This window comes from Vitreoscilla massiliensis (assembly GCF_001457815.1).
GTDB classification, from domain to species: domain Bacteria; phylum Pseudomonadota; class Gammaproteobacteria; order Burkholderiales; family Neisseriaceae; genus Vitreoscilla; species Vitreoscilla massiliensis.
In genome coordinates this window covers 80429-98984 of the sequence record NZ_LN898220.1, presented here as the reverse complement: position 1 = coordinate 98984, position 18556 = coordinate 80429, and the positions used below count along the sequence as shown (strand labels likewise).

The 18556-nt window shown below is 46.1% G+C and carries 14 protein-coding genes; 10 read left to right on the top strand and 4 right to left on the bottom strand.

All coding sequences use genetic code 11. The features are described from left to right. Positions 1 to 25 precede the first annotated feature (25 nt). The 3 genes from BN3003_RS09260 to BN3003_RS09250 all read left to right on the top strand — a co-directional run bounded on the left by BN3003_RS09260 (position 26) and on the right by BN3003_RS09250 (position 5138). Positions 26 to 3856, top strand: a complete 3831-nt coding sequence (locus BN3003_RS09260) for a DUF3683 domain-containing protein (RefSeq protein WP_058356376.1) — start codon at positions 26 to 28, stop codon at positions 3854 to 3856. Positions 3857 to 3999: 143 nt separating this feature from the next. Further along, the gene (locus BN3003_RS09255; RefSeq protein WP_058356785.1) at positions 4000 to 4284 is read left to right on the top strand and encodes a DUF1289 domain-containing protein; all 285 of its coding nucleotides are present in this window, start codon (positions 4000 to 4002) and stop codon (positions 4282 to 4284) included. After that, positions 4281 to 5138 (top strand): EamA family transporter, encoded by an 858-nt coding sequence (locus BN3003_RS09250; RefSeq protein ID WP_058356375.1) that lies wholly within the window; start codon positions 4281 to 4283, stop codon positions 5136 to 5138. The genes BN3003_RS09255 and BN3003_RS09250 overlap by 4 nt, the downstream gene beginning before the upstream one ends. A 113-nt stretch (positions 5139 to 5251) precedes the next feature. On the opposite strand, the gene BN3003_RS09245 is transcribed toward BN3003_RS09250, so the two are convergent. The 3 genes from BN3003_RS09245 to BN3003_RS09235 form a co-directional block, all read right to left on the bottom strand. Then, positions 5252 to 5863 carry a hypothetical protein gene (locus tag BN3003_RS09245; protein WP_058356374.1) on the bottom strand — a complete coding sequence of 204 codons (612 nt, stop codon included), beginning with the start codon at positions 5861 to 5863 and terminating at the stop codon, positions 5252 to 5254. A gap of 49 nt (positions 5864 to 5912) precedes the next feature. Beyond that, the gene (locus BN3003_RS09240; RefSeq protein ID WP_058356373.1) at positions 5913 to 6395 is read right to left on the bottom strand and encodes a hypothetical protein; all 483 of its coding nucleotides are present in this window, start codon (positions 6393 to 6395) and stop codon (positions 5913 to 5915) included. A gap of 112 nt (positions 6396 to 6507) precedes the next feature. After that, a complete protein-coding gene (locus BN3003_RS09235; RefSeq protein ID WP_058356372.1) occupies positions 6508 to 7101 on the bottom strand; it encodes a hypothetical protein in 594 nt (197 codons plus the stop codon). Between the two features lie 268 nt (positions 7102 to 7369). Here BN3003_RS09235 and BN3003_RS09230 point away from each other — a divergent pair, with 268 nt between their 5' ends. The 5 genes from BN3003_RS09230 (at position 7370) to BN3003_RS09210 (ending at position 12365) form a co-directional block, all read left to right on the top strand. Continuing rightward, positions 7370 to 8071 carry a dienelactone hydrolase family protein gene (locus BN3003_RS09230; RefSeq protein WP_058356371.1) on the top strand — a complete coding sequence of 234 codons (702 nt, stop codon included), beginning with the start codon at positions 7370 to 7372 and terminating at the stop codon, positions 8069 to 8071. An 80-nt stretch (positions 8072 to 8151) separates the two neighbouring features. Further along, positions 8152 to 9063, top strand: a complete 912-nt coding sequence (gene cysM / locus BN3003_RS09225; protein WP_058356370.1) for a cysteine synthase CysM — start codon at positions 8152 to 8154, stop codon at positions 9061 to 9063. Between the two features lie 174 nt (positions 9064 to 9237). Continuing rightward, positions 9238 to 9786 carry a signal peptidase II gene (gene lspA, locus BN3003_RS09220; RefSeq protein ID WP_058356369.1) on the top strand — a complete coding sequence of 183 codons (549 nt, stop codon included), beginning with the start codon at positions 9238 to 9240 and terminating at the stop codon, positions 9784 to 9786. A gap of 10 nt (positions 9787 to 9796) precedes the next feature. After that, positions 9797 to 10738: a 4-hydroxy-3-methylbut-2-enyl diphosphate reductase gene (ispH, locus tag BN3003_RS09215; RefSeq protein ID WP_058356368.1), complete on the top strand. Its 942-nt coding sequence runs from the start codon at positions 9797 to 9799 to the stop codon at positions 10736 to 10738. A gap of 169 nt (positions 10739 to 10907) precedes the next feature. After that, complete coding sequence (locus BN3003_RS09210; protein WP_058356367.1) at positions 10908 to 12365, top strand: calcium-binding protein; 1458 nt, start codon at positions 10908 to 10910, stop codon at positions 12363 to 12365. Positions 12366 to 12466: 101 nt separating this feature from the next. Here the strand turns inward: BN3003_RS09210 and BN3003_RS09205 are convergent, their stop codons facing one another. Further along, complete coding sequence (locus tag BN3003_RS09205) at positions 12467 to 13699, bottom strand: hypothetical protein (RefSeq protein WP_082625623.1); 1233 nt, start codon at positions 13697 to 13699, stop codon at positions 12467 to 12469. A 311-nt stretch (positions 13700 to 14010) separates the two neighbouring features. Between BN3003_RS09205 and BN3003_RS09200 the strand changes: the two genes are divergently transcribed. Together BN3003_RS09200 and BN3003_RS09195 are read left to right on the top strand one after the other, a co-directional pair. After that, positions 14011 to 16881 carry a calcium-binding protein gene (locus BN3003_RS09200; protein WP_058356365.1) on the top strand — a complete coding sequence of 957 codons (2871 nt, stop codon included), beginning with the start codon at positions 14011 to 14013 and terminating at the stop codon, positions 16879 to 16881. A gap of 211 nt (positions 16882 to 17092) precedes the next feature. Beyond that, on the top strand, positions 17093 to 18553 hold the full coding sequence (locus BN3003_RS09195; RefSeq protein ID WP_058356364.1) for a calcium-binding protein: 1461 nt from the start codon (positions 17093 to 17095) through the stop codon (positions 18551 to 18553). The last annotated feature ends 3 nt before the right edge of the window (positions 18554 to 18556 follow it).

The following is an 18556-nucleotide window of genomic DNA, read 5'->3' as shown; positions in this document are numbered from 1 at the left end:
AACAAAAATCGTTAATGGAACCCCAATGACTGCTAACGCGCGCATTCGCGAAATTCCGTACAACTACACATCTTATTCAGATAAAGAAATCATCATCCGTTTGATTGGTCAATCGGCTTGGGACATCTTGGAAGACTTGCGTTCGCAACGTCGTACCGGCCGTTCCGCCATCATGTTGTTTGAAGTTTTGGGCGACATTTGGGCGGTAATGCGCAATCCCTATTTGGTTGACGACTTGCTGGAACACAAACACCGTCAAGAAGCCTTGGTGCGCGAAATGCGCCACCGTTTAAACGAAATCCAAAAACGCCGTGACGACAACCAAAAAGTGGCCGAATTGCTGCGTTTGGCCACGCAAGCGGTCGATGATTTCGATGCCTCGTTTGAAAAAACCCGCGTGAAGCGCGAGCAAATCGTGCAGCGCTTAAGCCGTATCACCAAAAAACACAACATCATGTTTGATGGCTTGGCACGTGTGTCGCACGTGACCGATGCCACTGACTGGCGGGTGGAATACCCATTCGTGGTGATTAACCCCGATTCAGAAGCCGAAATCGCACCGTTGGTGAAATCCTTAATCGAATTGGATTTGACCATCATCCCGCGTGGCGGTGGTACGGGTTATACCGGTGGCGCCATTCCACTGGATGCCATGAGTGCGGTCATCAATACCGAAAAATTGGATTTACACATGGGTGTGCAAATGGTGGATTTGCCCGGTTTGGAAGGCAAACACCCTGTCATCCATTGTGGCGCCGGTGTGGTGACACGCCGCGTGGAAGAAGCGGCCACCGCAGCGGGCTTTGTGTTCGCCGTCGACCCAACTTCTGCAGATGCTTCGTGCGTGGGCGGTAATGTGGCGATGAATGCGGGCGGTAAAAAAGCAGTGTTGTGGGGCACGGCCTTGGACAACTTGGCCTATTGGAAGATGGTCAATCCGCAAGGGCAGTGGTTGTTGATTGAGCGCGTGAACCACAATATGGGCAAAATTCACGACCAAGAAATTGCTGAGTTTGATGTGCATACCTTAAAAGACGACGGCAAAACCATCGTCTCTACCGAGCGCTTAAGCATCCCAGGGCACAAATTCCGCAAAGTGGGTTTGGGCAAAGACGTGACCGACAAATTCTTGTCGGGCGTACCGGGGGTGCAAAAAGAGGGCACGGACGGCATCATCACCAGCGTGGCGTTTGTATTGCACACCATGCCGAAACACACACGCACCGTGTGTTTGGAATTCTTTGGTACGGTGGCGAATGCGACGCCAGCGATTGTGGAAATTCGCGATTATTTGTTGGGTCACGACAGCGTCAAGCTGGCGGGTTTGGAGCATTTGGACTGGCGCTATGTGCGTGCGGTCGGTTATGCCACCAAAGCGGCCGGTAAAGGCCGTCCGAAAATGGTCTTGCTCGCCGACATCGTGTCTGATGACGAAAATGCGGTGCAAGAAGCGGCGGCACACATTGTGCGTTTTGCCAATGCCCGTGATGGTGAAGGCTTTATCGCCGTGTCGCCAGAAGCGCGCAAGACCTTCTGGTTAGACCGTTCGCGCACGGCAGCGATTGCCAAACACACCAATGCCTTCAAGATTAACGAAGACGTGGTGATACCGTTGGAGCGTTTGGGTGAGTATTCAGACAGCATCGAACGCATCAATATTGAATTGTCGATTCAAAACAAATTGGCCTTGGTGCGCGCCTTAGAAGCGTATTTACGCCATGAAAAATTGCCAGTGGACAAAATGGGCGAAGACTTGCCAAGCAAGGAATTGCTCGGCGAGCGTGGCGGCTATGCCTTGAAACACGTTGAGTCCATCGGTGAGCGTTGGCAGTGGTTGCTGGACAATTTGGATGCACCTTTGTCCGACTACATCGCCCGCTTTGGTGACAGTGTGTTGGAAGACAGCAGTGCCGATGTGAACAAATCTTGCTTTATTGCCATGCGCGATTTCAAATTGCGCGTGTCGGTGAAACGCGATTTGATGCGCCATTTGGGCGAGATATTCAGCGGCCATATCGACAAGAAAATCATGGAGCAATTGGGCAAAATCCACGGCAAAGTGGTGCGCTCACGCGTGTTCGTGGCCTTGCACATGCATGCCGGCGACGGCAACGTCCACACCAATATTCCAGTCAATTCCGACGATTACGACATGCTGCAAGTGGCGCACAATGCCGTCGACCGCATCATGAAAATCGCCCGCGATTTGAATGGGGTGATTTCGGGTGAACACGGCATAGGCATCACCAAATTGGAATACCTGACCGACGAAGAAATGCAGCCGTTCTGGGATTACAAAGCCAAAGTCGACCCTGAAGGCCGCTTTAACCGCGGTAAATTGATGCGTGGTGCCGATTTGCGCATGGCTTACACGCCATCGTTTGAGTTGCTCGGCGTTGAGTCCCTCATCATGGAGCAATCAGACATCGGTAAGATTGCCCACTCGGTGAAAGACTGTTTGCGCTGTGGTAAATGTAAACCGGTGTGTACCACCCATGTGCCGCGTGCGAATTTGCTTTACAGCCCGCGCAATAAGATTTTGGGCGTGGGCTTGCTCACCGAGGCGTTCTTGTATGAAGAACAAACCCGTCGCGGCGTGTCGCTGAAGCATTTTGAAGAATTCAACAATGTTGCCGACCACTGTACCGTGTGCCACCGCTGTGAAAAACCGTGTCCTGTAAACATCGACTTTGGTGATGTGACCGTGGACATGCGTGATTTCTTGCGCAAACAAGGCAAGAAGAAATTCAATCCAACCGCAGCCATCGGCATGGCCTTCTTGAATGCCAAAGACCCAGCCACGGTGAAAGCCTTGCGTGTGGGCGTGGTCAACATGGGCTTTAAGGCGCAAAACGCCGCTTATGAAATGGCGAAAAAATTCAGTTTCGGCAAATTGAAGAAACAGAAGAAACAGCCAGACGCAACCACGCAGCAGCCGACGGTGCAAGAACAAGTGGTGCATTTCATCAATCGTCCGTTGCCACGCAATGTGCCGATTAAAACCGCGCGCGCTTTGCTCAACATCGAAGACAACAAAACCGTGCCGATTATCCGCAATCCACAATTGCACGAAGACACGGAAGCGGTGTTCTACTTCCCTGGCTGTGGTTCTGAGCGTTTGTTCAGCCAAGTGGGTTTGGCCACGCAAGCGATGTTGTGGCATGTCGGTGTGCAAACCGTGTTGCCACCGGGCTATTTGTGCTGTGGTTACCCACAAAAAGGCGCGGGCAACATCGAGAAAGCACAGGAAATCACCACCGATAACCGCGTGCTCTTCCACCGCATGTCCAATACCTTGAACTATTTGGACATCAAAACCGTGGTGGTGAGCTGTGGCACGTGTTACGACCAATTGCAAGAATACCGCTTCGAGGAAATTTTCCCCGGCTGTCGCATCATCGACATTCACGAATTCTTGCTTGAAAAAGGCATGAAATTGGATGGTGTTAAGGGTCAGCAGTATTTGTACCACGACCCTTGTCACACGCCGATTAAAACCATGCAGCCAGCCAAATTGGCGTCGGAATTGATGGGACAAAACGTGCCTTTGTCTGACCGTTGTTGCGGTGAAGCCGGTACGTTTGCGGTTAACCGTCCTGACATTGCCACGCAAGTGCGTTTCCGCAAGCAAGAAGAAATTGAAAAAGGCAAAGCGGCCTTGCTACAAGGCGAGCCGGTGAAAATCCTCACTTCTTGTCCGGCGTGTTTGCAAGGTTTGAGCCGTTACAAAGACGATGCCAATGTCGATGCCGACTACATCGTGATTGAAATGGCCAAACATGTGTTGGGCGAACAATGGCAAAACGAGTTCGTCGCCAAAGCAGCCAATGGTGGTATAGAACGCGTGTTGTTATAAGCGGCCTGTAAACTTGATATCGACGCTGTTGTGGCATGCCACAGCAGCGTTTTTTATTGTGGCTGAATGCGTTACTGCTGCGAGCGGGTTGGAAAATGGCTACAATGGCCGTTTACAGGCCGCTTGTGCAGAGGTGCACCATCATGGAACAACTGGAGTTTTTCGACATCCCCAGCCCATGTGTGGGGGTGTGCATCAGCAATAACCGCGGTTATTGCAAAGGCTGTTTCCGCTCGCGCGAAGAGCGTTTGTATTGGCTCAAGTTCAGCGATGCGCAAAAACGCGAAGTGGTGCGCTTGTGCACGCAGCGCAAGCGCAAAGTGTGGTTGGCGAAAATGCACAGCCTCAGTGTGGACGAAGCCGAGATGGATGCAGGCGCGCTGGCGCCGGAATTGAATTTAGAATTTAAGGATGAACAAGCAGAATGATGGCTTTGGTGTTGTGTGTGTTGTGCAGTGTGATGGTGTCGGTGTTGTTCAAATGGGCACGTCCGCGTGGTTTACAGGCCGCTCAAGCGGTGGCAGTGAATTACTTGGTGGCCATTGCCGCGGTTGTGGTGTTATTGCGACCCAGCGTGGAGACACAAAATTTGGTTGAAATGCCATGGGGCATTTTACTGTTGCTAGGGGTGTTATTGCCGCTGGTGTTTGTGATGATGGTACATGCGGTGTCGCAAGCGGGCATGGTGCGCGCCGATGCGGCGCAGCGTTTGTCGGTGTGTCTGCCTTTAATCGCGGCGGCGACATTTTTTGGCGAACACATCGCCGGTCTTAAGGCGGTAGGTTTGGGCTTGGCCTTGTTGGGTGTGGTGGCCTTGATATGGCGTCCGCAAGCGCAAAAAAACCAACACGTGTTAACCCAAACCAGTGGTTTGCTGTTGCTGTTGGTGTGGGTGGGTTATGGCTTGTGCGACATCTTGTTCAAACAAATTGCCAAGACCGGTACCCAGTTTTCATTGGCCTTGCTGATGGCATTCGCTTGTTCGGCGGTGTTGATTTGGGGTTATTTGTTGCAACGCAAAACCGAATGGGATGGTTTTAGCTTGCGCTGTGGTGTGGTCTTGGGGGTGCTCAATTTTGCCAATATTTATTTCTACATCAAGGCCCACCAAGCGATGCATGAAACCCCAAGTGTGGTGTTTGCGGGCGTGAACATCGGCGTGCTGGCCTTGGCCATGCTCATTGGGACAGTGTTCTGGAAAGAGCGTTTGAACAAGGTTAACTGGCTCGGCTTTGGGCTCGCTGTGGCGGCGGTATTGTGTTTGTATGCTGCGATGATTTAAACCGATATTGGGATGCTCCATTCTGTTTACAGGCCGCTTAATGCGGCCTGTAAGTGTTTGGTGGCATGTAGCAGGAATGAGGTTTGCTAGGTTTGCTGGTCTTGTAATGTCTTTTATTCAGATTGTTGCTGTGATTGCCGAAAGCGCGGCAAGTCTTTTAAATAGTAAACGCTGTCTGTGGGAGCTGTTGCGGTCGGTATGGCAGAGGCTTCGTCTGCGGCCAGTTCCGATGTCAATGCGGGTGTCTCCGGGTTAGGTATGGATGGAGGAGCGGCAGGTGCTTGGGTCAAGGCGGGTTGAGGCAATACGATGTGGGCTAAAATGTGGCTGGTCACCGCCGCAACAAAGGCCATGCCCAACAGTAAAAAAGAGATGTTGCCCAAGAGGATGGGCCAGCTGCTGCACAACATGCCGGTGAGGGTGGCTTTCATCATGCCACTCCCGTCTTTATGCCAACGATTGGCGCTGATGATGGCGCCGGTGATGAATGCAGGTATGCCATACACCATCATTGCAAAGTAAACCGCCATGGGGAAGTAGATGAAGATTTCCAGTGTTAAAGTGAAGATGACCATTAACAGCGTAATCATCAAGGTGGCGAATACGGGGGCCAAGCTGAAACCTATCAGCACTTTAATTGTGGGGTATTGGGGGCGAAATGGTGGTGTGTTGTCAGGCAATGTTTGCGTTTGTTCCGCATGGGCAGTGGGTAATTGTTTGTTCATGGCTTGATTCCTGAGCTTGGCTTACAGGCCGCTTGATGCAGCCTGTGAATTAGGACAATGTGTCATGGGCTTGTTGCTCATCTGTCTGGGATTGAGATTCTGATACCGGACTGCTCAAATGCCATTTGATCAAATACAGTGTGAACGCAAACAAAGTCAGATAAGGCAGAAAGAGCAGAACCGTGCTGAAAGTAATGTCTAAGGCCAGGATTGAAATTGGCAGGGAATACAGGCTGGCCACAATCACAAACACTTTGAACAAGCGCACATTCAGCATCCATGCCAGCACATAAATGCCGACGCAAGCCATGCTGATGCCTATGCCAGTATCGGAAAAGGGTGAGGGAATCCAATCTAGGGCCCTGCTTAACCAAGTGGGGTCTGGCTGATGATAGCGATAAGGCGTTGGATGGGTGGTGAAATCGGGTTTGCGCAAATCTTCGAAGATGATGTTTAAAATCGGTGCTGACATCACGCCCACTGCCGCGCTGATGAGCAAACGCAGCAGCAATTGCTGTAAATAGAGCTTCATTTTGCACCCCCTTATGGGAATCAAGTTTACAGGCCGCATTGAGCTGCTTAGGGCTAGGACAGGCAGGATGCAGCCCACTCTGCAGACATACATTAAAGCAGTGGTGTGCCCATCAGTCTTGTGGCTTGCGTTTGATGAGTGCGTGTGTGGGCAAATCTTTTAAGTAATACACGCCGCGGGCGTGTGTTGTGGTTTTGACCATGCTGGCTGGGATTTCAACGGCCCAGTAGTCGGGTTCCTCGGGCTCATAAACGGGAATGTCACCATCCTCATCTGCGGGCAAAACGAGGTAGGCCAGCAACATGCATGTCACCGAGGCAACGAGGGTGGCGCTCAAAGCGAGCGATGTTGAGGTGTGAAATACCGTAGGTATGCCTGCACACAACCCGCCCACTGCGGTGGCTTTATAAATATCGGCCCAGTTTTTTCCCCAACGACAGGCGCTGATGATGATGCCGACAACTAAGGCTGGAATGCAATACATCGATTGGGCGTAAAGCATGGCGATAAAGCCGAACAAAATGGCCGCTGCTGGATTGCCGGAAAACATGAATATCAGCATGATGAACAAACCGACTATGGCTGGTGCAAGGGTAAACGTCAGGAAGACCTTGAAAAATGGATAATCGTCTAAGCTTGGTTTCAGACGGGTCGCGGGGACGATGCATCTGCGGGAGAAATGCTTTTGTGGATGGCGACGTTTCATGTGATGCTCCTAACAAAGACAGGCAGGGCGAGTGTGGCGATACTGATGTGCTGGCCATGGCCGTTTGAACAAGTTGGGTTTATTTTAATACATTTATTTCTGTTTTGAAAGAAATTTATGTAATAAATGTGTTTTGATGGGTTTGCAGGCCGCTTTGCTAAAGAGGGTGTGCAATGACAGCGATGCATAACGACCGTATATGTTTGAACAGACTTGAATTGACGGCCAATTTGGGTTATTGATGGGAAAACAAGACGAAGGAATGCAAATGTCAACACAATGGTTAACCATCAACAGCAACGGTTTTGAACTGGATGTGTATGTGGCGCGGCCTGAAACGCCGGCCAAAGCTGCGGTTATCGTAGCGATGGAAATTTTTGGGGTTAACAGCCATATCCAAGATGTGTGTCAGCGTTTGGCTGACGAGGGCTATGTGGCCATCGCGCCGCAATTGTTTGACCGCCTCGAAAAAAACGTCAACATGGGCTACAGCGCCGCTGACGTTGAACATGGCAAAGCACTGAAGCAACAGGCGGAAGACGGTTTACAGGCCGCTATAGCCGGTGACATTCAAGCCTGCATCGATTGGGCTTACGACCATGAGGGCGTGAGCAAAGTCGGTATGATGGGATTTTGTTGGGGCGGGCTCAATACTTGGCGCGCGGCGCAACATGCGCAGAGCTTGTGGGCGGCGATTTGCTATTACGGCGGCGGCATGGTCGCAGAAACCGAATTGGCTGATAAACCGGTGGCACCGGTATTGGCCCATTTTTCCGATGACGATGCCACCACGCCGCTGGCGGGCATAGAGCGCTTGCGCGAACGGTATGGCGACGAAGTGGTGGTGTATGTCTATCCCGCTCACCATGGTTTCAATTGTGATCAGCGCGGCGCTTACAACCAAGGCGCGGCCGAGGTGGCATGGCAACGCAGCTTGGCGTTTTTGCGCATGTGTTTGCAATCAGCATAAACCGAACTTAACGCAGCTTGGCGTTACAATAGCGGCTTCTGGCGGTAAGAAGCCGCTTTTTGAGCAGAAGAGAACCACACATGGCACAAAACACCGTGTTTCAAGCAGACGAATATTTATTAGACCATTTTGTTGGCGGCACGCCTTTGGTGCGTTTGCAGCGTTTAAGCCAGCCCAGCCACGGTACGGTATTGGCCAAACTCGAAGGCAACAATCCCGCCGGCTCGGTGAAAGACCGTCCCGCTTACAACATGATCATGCAAGCGGAAAAGCGCGGCGACATCAAGCCGGGTGACACCTTAATCGAAGCGACTTCGGGCAATACCGGCATCGCCTTGGCGATGGTGGCGGCGATGCGCGGCTACAAAATGCAGCTCATCATGCCAAGCAACATGAGCCAAGAGCGCAAAGACGCGATGCGCGTGTACGGCGCCGAATTGATAGAAGTGAGCAAAGAACAAGGCATGGAAGGCGCACGCGACTTGGCCTTGCAATTACAGGCCGAGGGCAAAGGCATTGTGCTCGATCAATTTGCCAATCCCGACAATCTGGAAGCACATTATCTGACCACTGGCCCAGAATTGTGGCAACAAACCCACGGCAAAATCACCCATTTTGTCAGCTCCATGGGCACGACAGGCACGATTATGGGCGTGTCCAAATACTTAAAACAGCAAAATCCAGCCATCCAAATCATCGGTTTGCAACCGGCCGAAGGCTCTAGCATCCCGGGCATACGCCGCTGGCCACAAGAATACCTACCGAAAATTTTCGACGCCTCACGCGTGGACGTCATCATGGATGTGGCGCAAAGCGATGCCGAAGCCACCATGCGCGCCTTGGCCACGCACGAAGGCATCGCCGCTGGTGTATCGTCAGGAGGCGCAGCATGGGCAGCCTTGCAAATCGCGCAAGCAAACCCTGATGCTGTGATTGTGTGCATTATTTGTGACCGCGCCGACCGCTATTTGTCGACAGGGGTGTTTTCTTAAGGTTTACAGGCCGCTTGTATGCGGTCTGTAAACAGCTTAAGCACTATTTTGCTGCGTGACACATTGCAATCGTGTAGGGCCGCCCCATTTGTAAGCCATTAATTCTTAAACCCAGTCCCTCAATTCGCCGCAGGTGTGCGACAATACGCCCGTTTTGATGAAAGTTCTTTTGCTATGCACAATGAAAAAGCGCCCGTTTCGCTGGGCAAATACCTGATTGTTTCGGTGGTGGCGATTTTGCTCGACCAATTGACCAAATGGTTGGTGATTAAAAACATCCCTGCACCGGTTTACGACGCACAAGGCTATTTCTTGGGCGCAACCCGCCTCAATGTGATACCGAATTTCTTTGATTTGACCCATGTCTATAATCCTGGTGCGGCGTTCAGCTTTTTGGCCAATGCTGGCGGCTGGCAAGTGGTGTTTTTCTCGGCCTTGGCCTTTATCATCAGTGGCTGGCTATTGTGGTCTATCCGCAAAGGCCAGTTTGCCTGCTGGGGCAATTGGGGCGCGGCGGCGATTATTGGTGGTGCGTTGGGCAATGTGGTCGATCGCTTTGTGCATGGCCATGTCATCGACTTTTTGCTGTTTTATGTGGAGCCGTATTACTACCCCGCGTTTAACATTGCCGACAGCTTTATCTGCGTCGGTGCGGTGATGTTGGTCATCGACGGTTTTGCGCAAGCGAAAAAAGACAAACAAAACAAAAAAGTTTCAGTTTAAGGACACAGACATGCCACAACCGATTTTACTTGCCAACCCACGCGGCTTTTGTGCCGGAGTAGACCGCGCCATCAGCATTGTTGAACGTGCCTTGGAAGAATACGGCGCGCCGATTTATGTGCGCCATGAAGTGGTGCACAACAAATTTGTGGTCGATGATTTGCGCAACAAAGGCGCGATTTTCATTGAAGAATTGTCTGATGTGCCCGAAGGCTCAACCTTGATTTACTCGGCGCACGGCGTGTCTTTGGCGGTACAAGAAGAGGCCATCCGTCGCGGTTTTCGTATTTTTGACGCCACTTGCCCATTGGTGACCAAAGTGCACAAACAAGTGCAGCGCTTAAACGAAGACGGCTACCAAATCATCATGATAGGCCACAAAGGCCATCCCGAAGTCGAAGGCACGATGGGACAGGTGCGCGAAGGCGGCATGTTGTTGGTGGAAGTGGTGGAAGACGTGGCCAAACTGGTGGTGGACGATGTGGAAAAACTCGCCCATGTCAGCCAAACCACGCTGTCTGTCGATGAAACCTTCGACATCATCGAAGCCTTAAAAGCGCGTTTCCCACACATCAAGAGCCCAAACAAAGAAGACATTTGCTACGCCACCACCAACCGCCAAGAAGCCGTGAAAAAACTCGCTGCCGATTGCGACATCGTGATTGTGGTGGGTTCGCCAAATTCGTCTAACAGCAACCGCTTGCGCGAAGTGGCGGCTTTGCGCGGCGTCGATGCCTATATGGTCGACAACGCCAGCTTCCTTAAAGAAGAATGGTTTGCCGGCAAAAACCATGTTGGCGTCACCGCCGGCGCTTCTGCACCAGAATTATTGGTACAAGAAGTCATCGCCCAAATCCAAGCTTGGGGTCACGGCAGCATAGAGGAATTGAATGGCGTGGAAGAAAGCATTGTATTTGTGTTGCCTAAGGAATTGCGTCAACCATCTGCGTAAATGCTGTGGTTGTATTGCCTAGTTTAAAAGCGGCCTGTAAATGTTTACAGGCCGCTTTTTTGTGTTGGATAAGTGTCTCGGTTACCGTTAAGGAGTTGAATTACATTGAGAATCATGAAGCAATTATTCTATACTAAAGTGGTGCAATCACTTTAATTGAGGAAATGTCATGGTACAAAATATTTTTGGCAGTGAATTTGAGGATGATTTAACCGGCAGTGTCGGCAATGATACGATTTATGGCTATGGCGGTAATGATGTATTGCGTGGTGGTTTGGGCAATGATGTCTTAATCGGCGGAGAGGGGGCTGATACCTATGTGTATGCGGGTGACTGGGGGCAAGATGTCATCACGGATGGCGGTAGCGAGAACCACATATTCTTTAGAGATGTGACATTGGCAGATTTAAAATTTGAGCAAGTGGGTATGGATTTGCTGATACGCAAAATAGGTACAGATGAACACATTACCATCAGCAATCAATTTCGGTGGTTGGATGAAAACTGGCAAGACTTTTTATTGACTGACAATGTTATCAGCCATTGGGAGTTTGCGGATGGCTTGGTGTTGAATGCTCAGCAAATTCATAGGTTACTTGAGAATTCTCATTATCAAAATCTATATCAAACCCGTATCAATAATGTGAATAATCAAGAAGAAATTCATGGTAGTACAGCGTCTGAAGCCATATATGGTAATGCCCGCAATGATGTGATTTTTGGTGGAGGTGGCAGCGATACCTTGATAGGAGGGAGCGGTGCAGATACTTATGTGGTTTCAACATTGTTTTCAGCCCCAGCTACCGAATCTGAAACCATAAAGATTATCGATGGACAAGCCAATAATCACATTTACTTTAATCGTAGTTTACTGTCCGATGTGGTGTTTATGCGTGGCAATCTCAATGCTGAAGATTTGCATGTGCTTTCTACTAAGGGTTTTGAAGGCAGACAAGCTGTTACCATTTATGGGCAGTATGACAATTACAATGATTGGGATGGCAAGTCTGTGGTCAACTGGGAGTTTGCCGATGGTCAGATACTGAAATCTTCACATATTGAAGTTTTGACCAAAATGCTTTTTAAAACTGGTCAAGGCAATGATGACAATATTTGGGACGATGGCAGACTAGTGGGCAGCAATGGGAACGATGAAATATATGGTACTGAGCACCACGAAATCTTATTCGGACAATACGGTAACGATGTATTGAACGGTGGCGCGGGAGATGATGTATTGGTGGGTGGTGTGGGAGCGGACACTTATGTGTTTAATGGCAATTGGGGGCAAGACCACATCATGGATTTCAATGCCGACAACCACATGTATTTTCGAGATGTGAATGCAAAAGATGTGGCATTCGTGCGCGATGGTGAAGACTTGTTGATTCACAAACTCAATAGCAGCGAACAAATTCGCATCATGGGTCAATTTAAAAATGGCACCGATACGGCTGCACAAGTCATTGTGAATTGGGAATTTGCTGATGGACAAATCTTCAAAGCCAGCGATGTCAATGCCGTTACCCAAATGACCAATGCTATGGCGGCAATGGGCAATACAGATGGAACGGCCATTGCCAGCAATATCAATACACAAACAGACATACAATTGGCAGCAGCTTAATCTGTTTGTATATAAAAGCGGCCTGTAAATCGTTAGAGGCCGCTTTTATATTACATAAACATATCGAAAGTCAAACTTAAATTCAATTTAAGAAAACATTGTTATTTATTGGTAATGGCATCAGTCATAATGGTGTTATACCAATACATACATTGGTTCAAAGTCTTGCGGTTAATAATATTTTGCTTTTGGATGATCACTTCTGATAGGCGATCACATTTTTTTTGATTGATGTCATTGGTGGTGATTTGTTGGTGATATTGGTGGTACAAATTATTGATGCGGCTATTTGGTAAAAATACCCACCAACCCATACCGAAAGAGGAGGTTAATTCATAGGCATCATAGCCTTCATTTTCTTGACCTAAAGACTTATGATTCCAACGGTACACACCATTGCGTCCATCCATGAAGTTGGTCAGGCTGATATTGTTATTCTTATTGACTAAAACCTTATCAAAAAACTGTTTTTCAAGCCCCATTCTGGTTTTCTGATAGAAGGCATATGGTACGGAGCCGGTTTGATAGCTGTCTTGCAGTGATTTTAAAATCAAGGGCATGCGCAAAAAATGTGAGGAATCCATTACAGTATTTTGTATGGGTTTCTTGTCTTCAATATGTTGTGTATCGGTGTAACCTGCGTAAGCAAAATCAGGATGAGTGTCCCAACTACCTTTATCAAACAACCATCTCCCAGATGAATCAAAACTACTACGTTGTTGAAATACTTGTAAACTTGTTTGGTTAATGTCTTTTAATACGGGATTGTTTTTATAAATTTTGCTCAAATCTGCAGCAACTGCAAATGTAAAAAACTCTTCATCAATGATGGCACGTTTAAATCCCACATCTTTTCCCACATTAAGTTTCCATTGAATCCGCTCTTTCATATTATTGAAAGGTTTGCGCTGCCATTGCCATGCGGGCATTTCAGTCCAAATTTTACGCATATTTTGTAATAAGTAAGTACTGAGCTCAGGCTGTTTGTTTCCGGACAAGACGGCATATTGGCTTAATAAATATAAGTATTGCAATAAACGCAAGCGCTGTGAGCTATCACTTAAATCCATGCTTTCTAGATTGGATTGAGTGAGTATCGCCATTTGGGCATCAAATTTTTGTATCAACTGTTTGTCTTGAGTTTGATAGGCATAATGCAGTGGGACCATTAAAAAGTGAGTGGCATTATAACGCTCATTAGGTGCCCAAGTTCTTGTGACTAAATACGCATCAACACCATTAGTAACAGTATTATTAGCATAAGCCCATTGAGGTATTAAGCAAGCAGCCACTGCTAGAAAATGAAGCAGTAATGTTTTTTTTGTTGGTTTCATAATATTGCCTTTCTATTTATGAAGAGATATAAATATCTATATCATAATGAAAGTTATGGGAATTTTCATATTTTTTGATATGATGGAGTGAGCTGTTTGATATGCATTACATCATTATTTTGACATGATCAAACGGCTTAATTTGTACAGGGATACCATTATAAAAACATTAAGCCACAATGCAAAAACATTAAAAATTTTAGCTTGAATCTAATGATTTAGAAAATGTATTTGCAAATCATATTAAGCTAGAAAGTACATTTTAATGCAGCAGTAAATATACCAAAACAAGTGAAATTTAGGAGAATCAGATGGCAATAAACTATATCAATGGTAGCAGTGCTTCTGAAACATTAAATGGTACTGTAGGCAATGATGTCATCAGAGCTGGTACAGGAGATGATGTTATTTTTGGAGGTGCTGGTAATGATGGCATTAATGGCGATGCTGGTAATGACACCATTAACGGCGGGGAGGGCAATGATGTTTTGTATGGTGGTGCCGGCAACGATATAGATCGTTATATCTTTTCTGTAGGGCATGGTAAAGATACGGTGATTGATACCGATGATAATACAGCCAAAGATACCTTAGTGTTCCTGAATATCAACAGTACTGCTGCTATTTTTAACCGTGTTGGTAATGATTTGCGTATTTGGGGTTATGGTGGCGTCAATGATGAAGTCTTGGTACATCAATATTTTGATACTTCGGCTTTCGCCTCAAATAAAGTGTTTCAATTTGCAGATAAAACGTTGACATCAGTATCTTTGATTATTAAGGGAACCAATGCTAATGATGTTTTGAACGGCAGTGCATCTGCTGAAACGATTTATGGCTTGGATGGAAATGATTTAATTAGTGCAGGCGCTGGTAACGATAGTATTTTGGGTGGGAACGGCAATGATGAAATAAAAGGTGAGGCCGGTAATGACATCATTAATGGTGGCGTAGGAGATGATCTGTTGTATGGAGGAACCGGCAATGATATCGACCGTTATATTTTTGCCAAAGGTCATGGTCGAGATACTGTTATTGATACCGACGATACTACAGCTAAAGACAGCTTAGAATTTTTAAATATGAATAGTACAACGGCTATATTTAGACGAATTGGCAATGACTTATTAATTTCAGGTTATGGTAATGCAGGTGATGAAGTACTGGTTAGACAGTATTTTGATGCGGAGATGCCAAATCTCAATATGGTATTTAAATTTGCGGACAAAGTTTTGACAACTGTCCCATTAACTATTACAGGTACCAGTGGTAATGATTTATTGTCTGGTACTGCTTCGGCCGAAACCATTGGTGGTCTAGCAGGTAATGATATTCTTCGTGGTGGTGGTGGCAATGACACTATTTTAGGTGGTCTAGGTAGTGATGGGATTAATGGTGATGCTGGTAATGATATTTTAGATGGTGGTATTGGTGCTGACAGTCTATATGGCGGTACGGGAGATGATGCAGATACCTATTTGTTTGCCCAAGGTCATGGGAAAGATTCTGTCACTGATACAGATGATACATTGTCGTATGATAGTTTGGTTTTTGCTGGTGCCAACAGCAGTAATGCAGTTTTTGACCGTGTTGGTAATGATTTACGTGTGTTTGCCTACGGTAATACCACAGACCAAGTGCTTGTTAAGCAATATTTTGATGTCAACACGTCTGCTAGCCATAAATCTTTTTCCTTTGATAATGGCATGCAATATTTGGTGTTCTCAGGCGAAACACAGACAAAAATTCTTGATATTGTACAGCTGAGTAGCGAGCAAAATTCTTCCATTAATTTTTATGATGCTGTTAGTAATACTGTGGAATTTATCCGTGAAGGTAACGATTTACTTGTCAAGGCTGTTGGTTCCAGTATGAGTAAAGTACTTCTACAGAATTATTTCTTTAATAGTAACAGTGAGCTGGTTTCATTTAAATTTCAAGATAAAAATATTACTTATGATGATTTGATTTTTGGTAATACTCGGTTGATTTGGAATGGTACTGCGGCTTCAGACGAACTTTATAACAATAATGCGGCTATAAAGAATTGGACCATTAATGGTTTGGCAGGGGATGACAATATCTGGGCTGAATCACTGGGAGGCGTTATCTTAAATGGTGGTGATGGTGATGATACATTAAGCATTAGCTATGGTAATGGAGACCGAATCATTGGTGGTGCTGGAAATGATTCTATAAATGTTGATACCAGCAACAGTACTTTAATTGGTGGGGTGGGCAATGATTATATAAAGGCCTCAGGAGAAAACAATACCTATATATTTTACAATGGCCATGGCCAAGATGTGGTGGTTGATCGTTCTGGTAGCAATACCATAGAAATGAAAGATGTCAATTTTGCCGATGTTAAATTCACGACATCTTGGGGTAGTTTAACCATGTATGGTTACAATGGTACTGATTCGATTACATTTCAAAGAGATCCAATCTACGATGAGAACCCGTTACATTATATGCCAGCAAAATTTATTTTCAAAGATCAAACCGTGACTTGGGCACAACTGTCACAAAACTTGGTGTTGCATGGCAGTGATGCCAACGACCAAATGTGGATGTACGATGGTGCAATGTATGTATTTGGTGTGCCCGTAACAATGTATGGCGGTAATGGGAATGACAGCTTGGCAGGGTCCTCGTATTACAATGATACCCTGTATGGTGAAGTGGGCAATGATAGCTTGAGTGGCTGGGGTGGTGATGACCGTTTAGAGGGTGGTGCAGGCAATGATAGCTTAGGGGGAGGTGCTGGCACGGACACCCTCATCGGTGGCACTGGTGATGATGTTCTGAATGGTGGTGACGGTGATGATACTTTTTACTTTAATCTAAATGAAGGTGTTGACAATATCGTTGCCTCTGCGGGTAACGACACGGTAGTTTTTGCACATTTATTGGGTTTTCAAAATTTATTTTACAGTCGCAACAATCTTAGTTTGACCATAGGAATTGATGGTGGTAATTCCGTCACTATTGATAATTACAATACTCTTTTCAGTTCAACCACCTCTGGATCTATTGTATTGGGAGATGGCACTACCATCAACCAAGCCATGGTCAATCAAATGATACAAGGCATGGCAAGTGATGGAAGTGAAATACGCAATGCTGCAGAATGGATTTCACCTACACCTAATAATGCTTTAACAATTGCTTCAATTTAGTTTCGAGCATTTTACTTTTCGCTTAATGGTTTAATGGATGTGGCCTGTAAATATTTACAGGCCACTTTTCTATCCAAAATAAAGTTGTTAAAGCATTCAACATAATTGTAATTATGATAATACGCATAAGAATAAAATTCATTTGAAGGCGAAGAGTTTTTATATTACTCTAAAAGTGCAATAACTTTAATTTATATTTTTGAGGTGAATAATGGGACAAAATATTTTTGGAAGTGCTGATTTTGATGATTTGGTAGCGGGCAGTGGGGGAGATGAGATTTATGCTTATGCAGGTAATGATATTTTACGCAGTGGCAGTGGGGATGATATTTTGCGTGGCGGGGACGGAGCAGATACCTATGTTTATGTAGGGCAATGGGGACAAGACATTATTAAGGACAGCACAGACAGTAACCATATCTTTTTTCGGGATGTAAAAATAGCAGATTTGGCCAGTGTCCAATTTGTGAAAAGATACAATGTCACCACAAATGCGTATATTGATGATTTATTGATTACACGGAAATACTCCGATGACAGTATAACCATTGAGAATTTTTATAATCAGGATGATTTTGGTGGATTACAAAATCTCGATGGTACAGTGACTCACTGGGAATTTGCCGATGGTTTGGTGCTGGAGACTAGTGCTATACAAAATTTGGCTGTCAATGACAATTGGATTTTTGCGAATAATAATAGTGATGAAATCATAGGTACTTCTGGTAATGATTATATTTTGGGGAATGCTGATAACAATGTGATTAAAGGTGGCGATGGGCATGATGCATTAGTTGGAGGTTTAGGTGTCGATACTTATGTCATCAACGATGACTTTGGTTTTGAAACTTGGGAAGATTATTATCATAATTCCAATGATATTTATGATTCTGGTGCAAACAATCACATTTATTTTAAAAATGCCAATTTAGAAGACATGCGTTTTGAGAATTTAGGTTCTAGTGACTTGATTATTAATCCATATGATCCCATTGATGTTCAACCTTGGCTGACCATTAGAGGGCAGTTGAATGGTGATGGCGGATGGAAGGATAATTCGATTGTTAATTGGGAATTTGCTGATGGTCAAGTTTTTAAATCTGACCATATAAAAGCGATTTATGAAGGCATCAACAGAGTGGAAGAGAGAGGTCCCCTGGGTGGTCCTGCCAAGATTTCAGGTAGCAATGGTAATGATGATGTGATAGGTACTGCAGTATCTGATATGTTGTATGGTAGTTATGGAAATGATGTTTTAAATGGACTTGCTGGTGATGATGTTTTGGTGGGTGGTACAGGTGCGGATACATATGTGATGTCCGGGACTTGGGGTAACGATGATATTGTGGATTACACGGCCGAAAATCATATGTATTTTAGGGATGTGAATTTATCTGAAGTTACTTTTGTTAGAGATGACCAAAATCTCATTATTCAAAAAAATAACAGTACTGACAAAGTTACTATTATTGGCCAGTTTAAAAATGGTGCTGATGCTGAAGCCCAAGTAATCGTCAATTGGGAATTTGCTGATGGGCAAATCCTCAAAGCCAGCGATGTCAATGCCGTTACCCAAATGACCAATGCCATGGCGGCGATGGGCAATACAGATGGAACTGCCATTACCAGCAATATCAATATGCAATCAGACATACAATTGGCAGCAGCTTAGCCT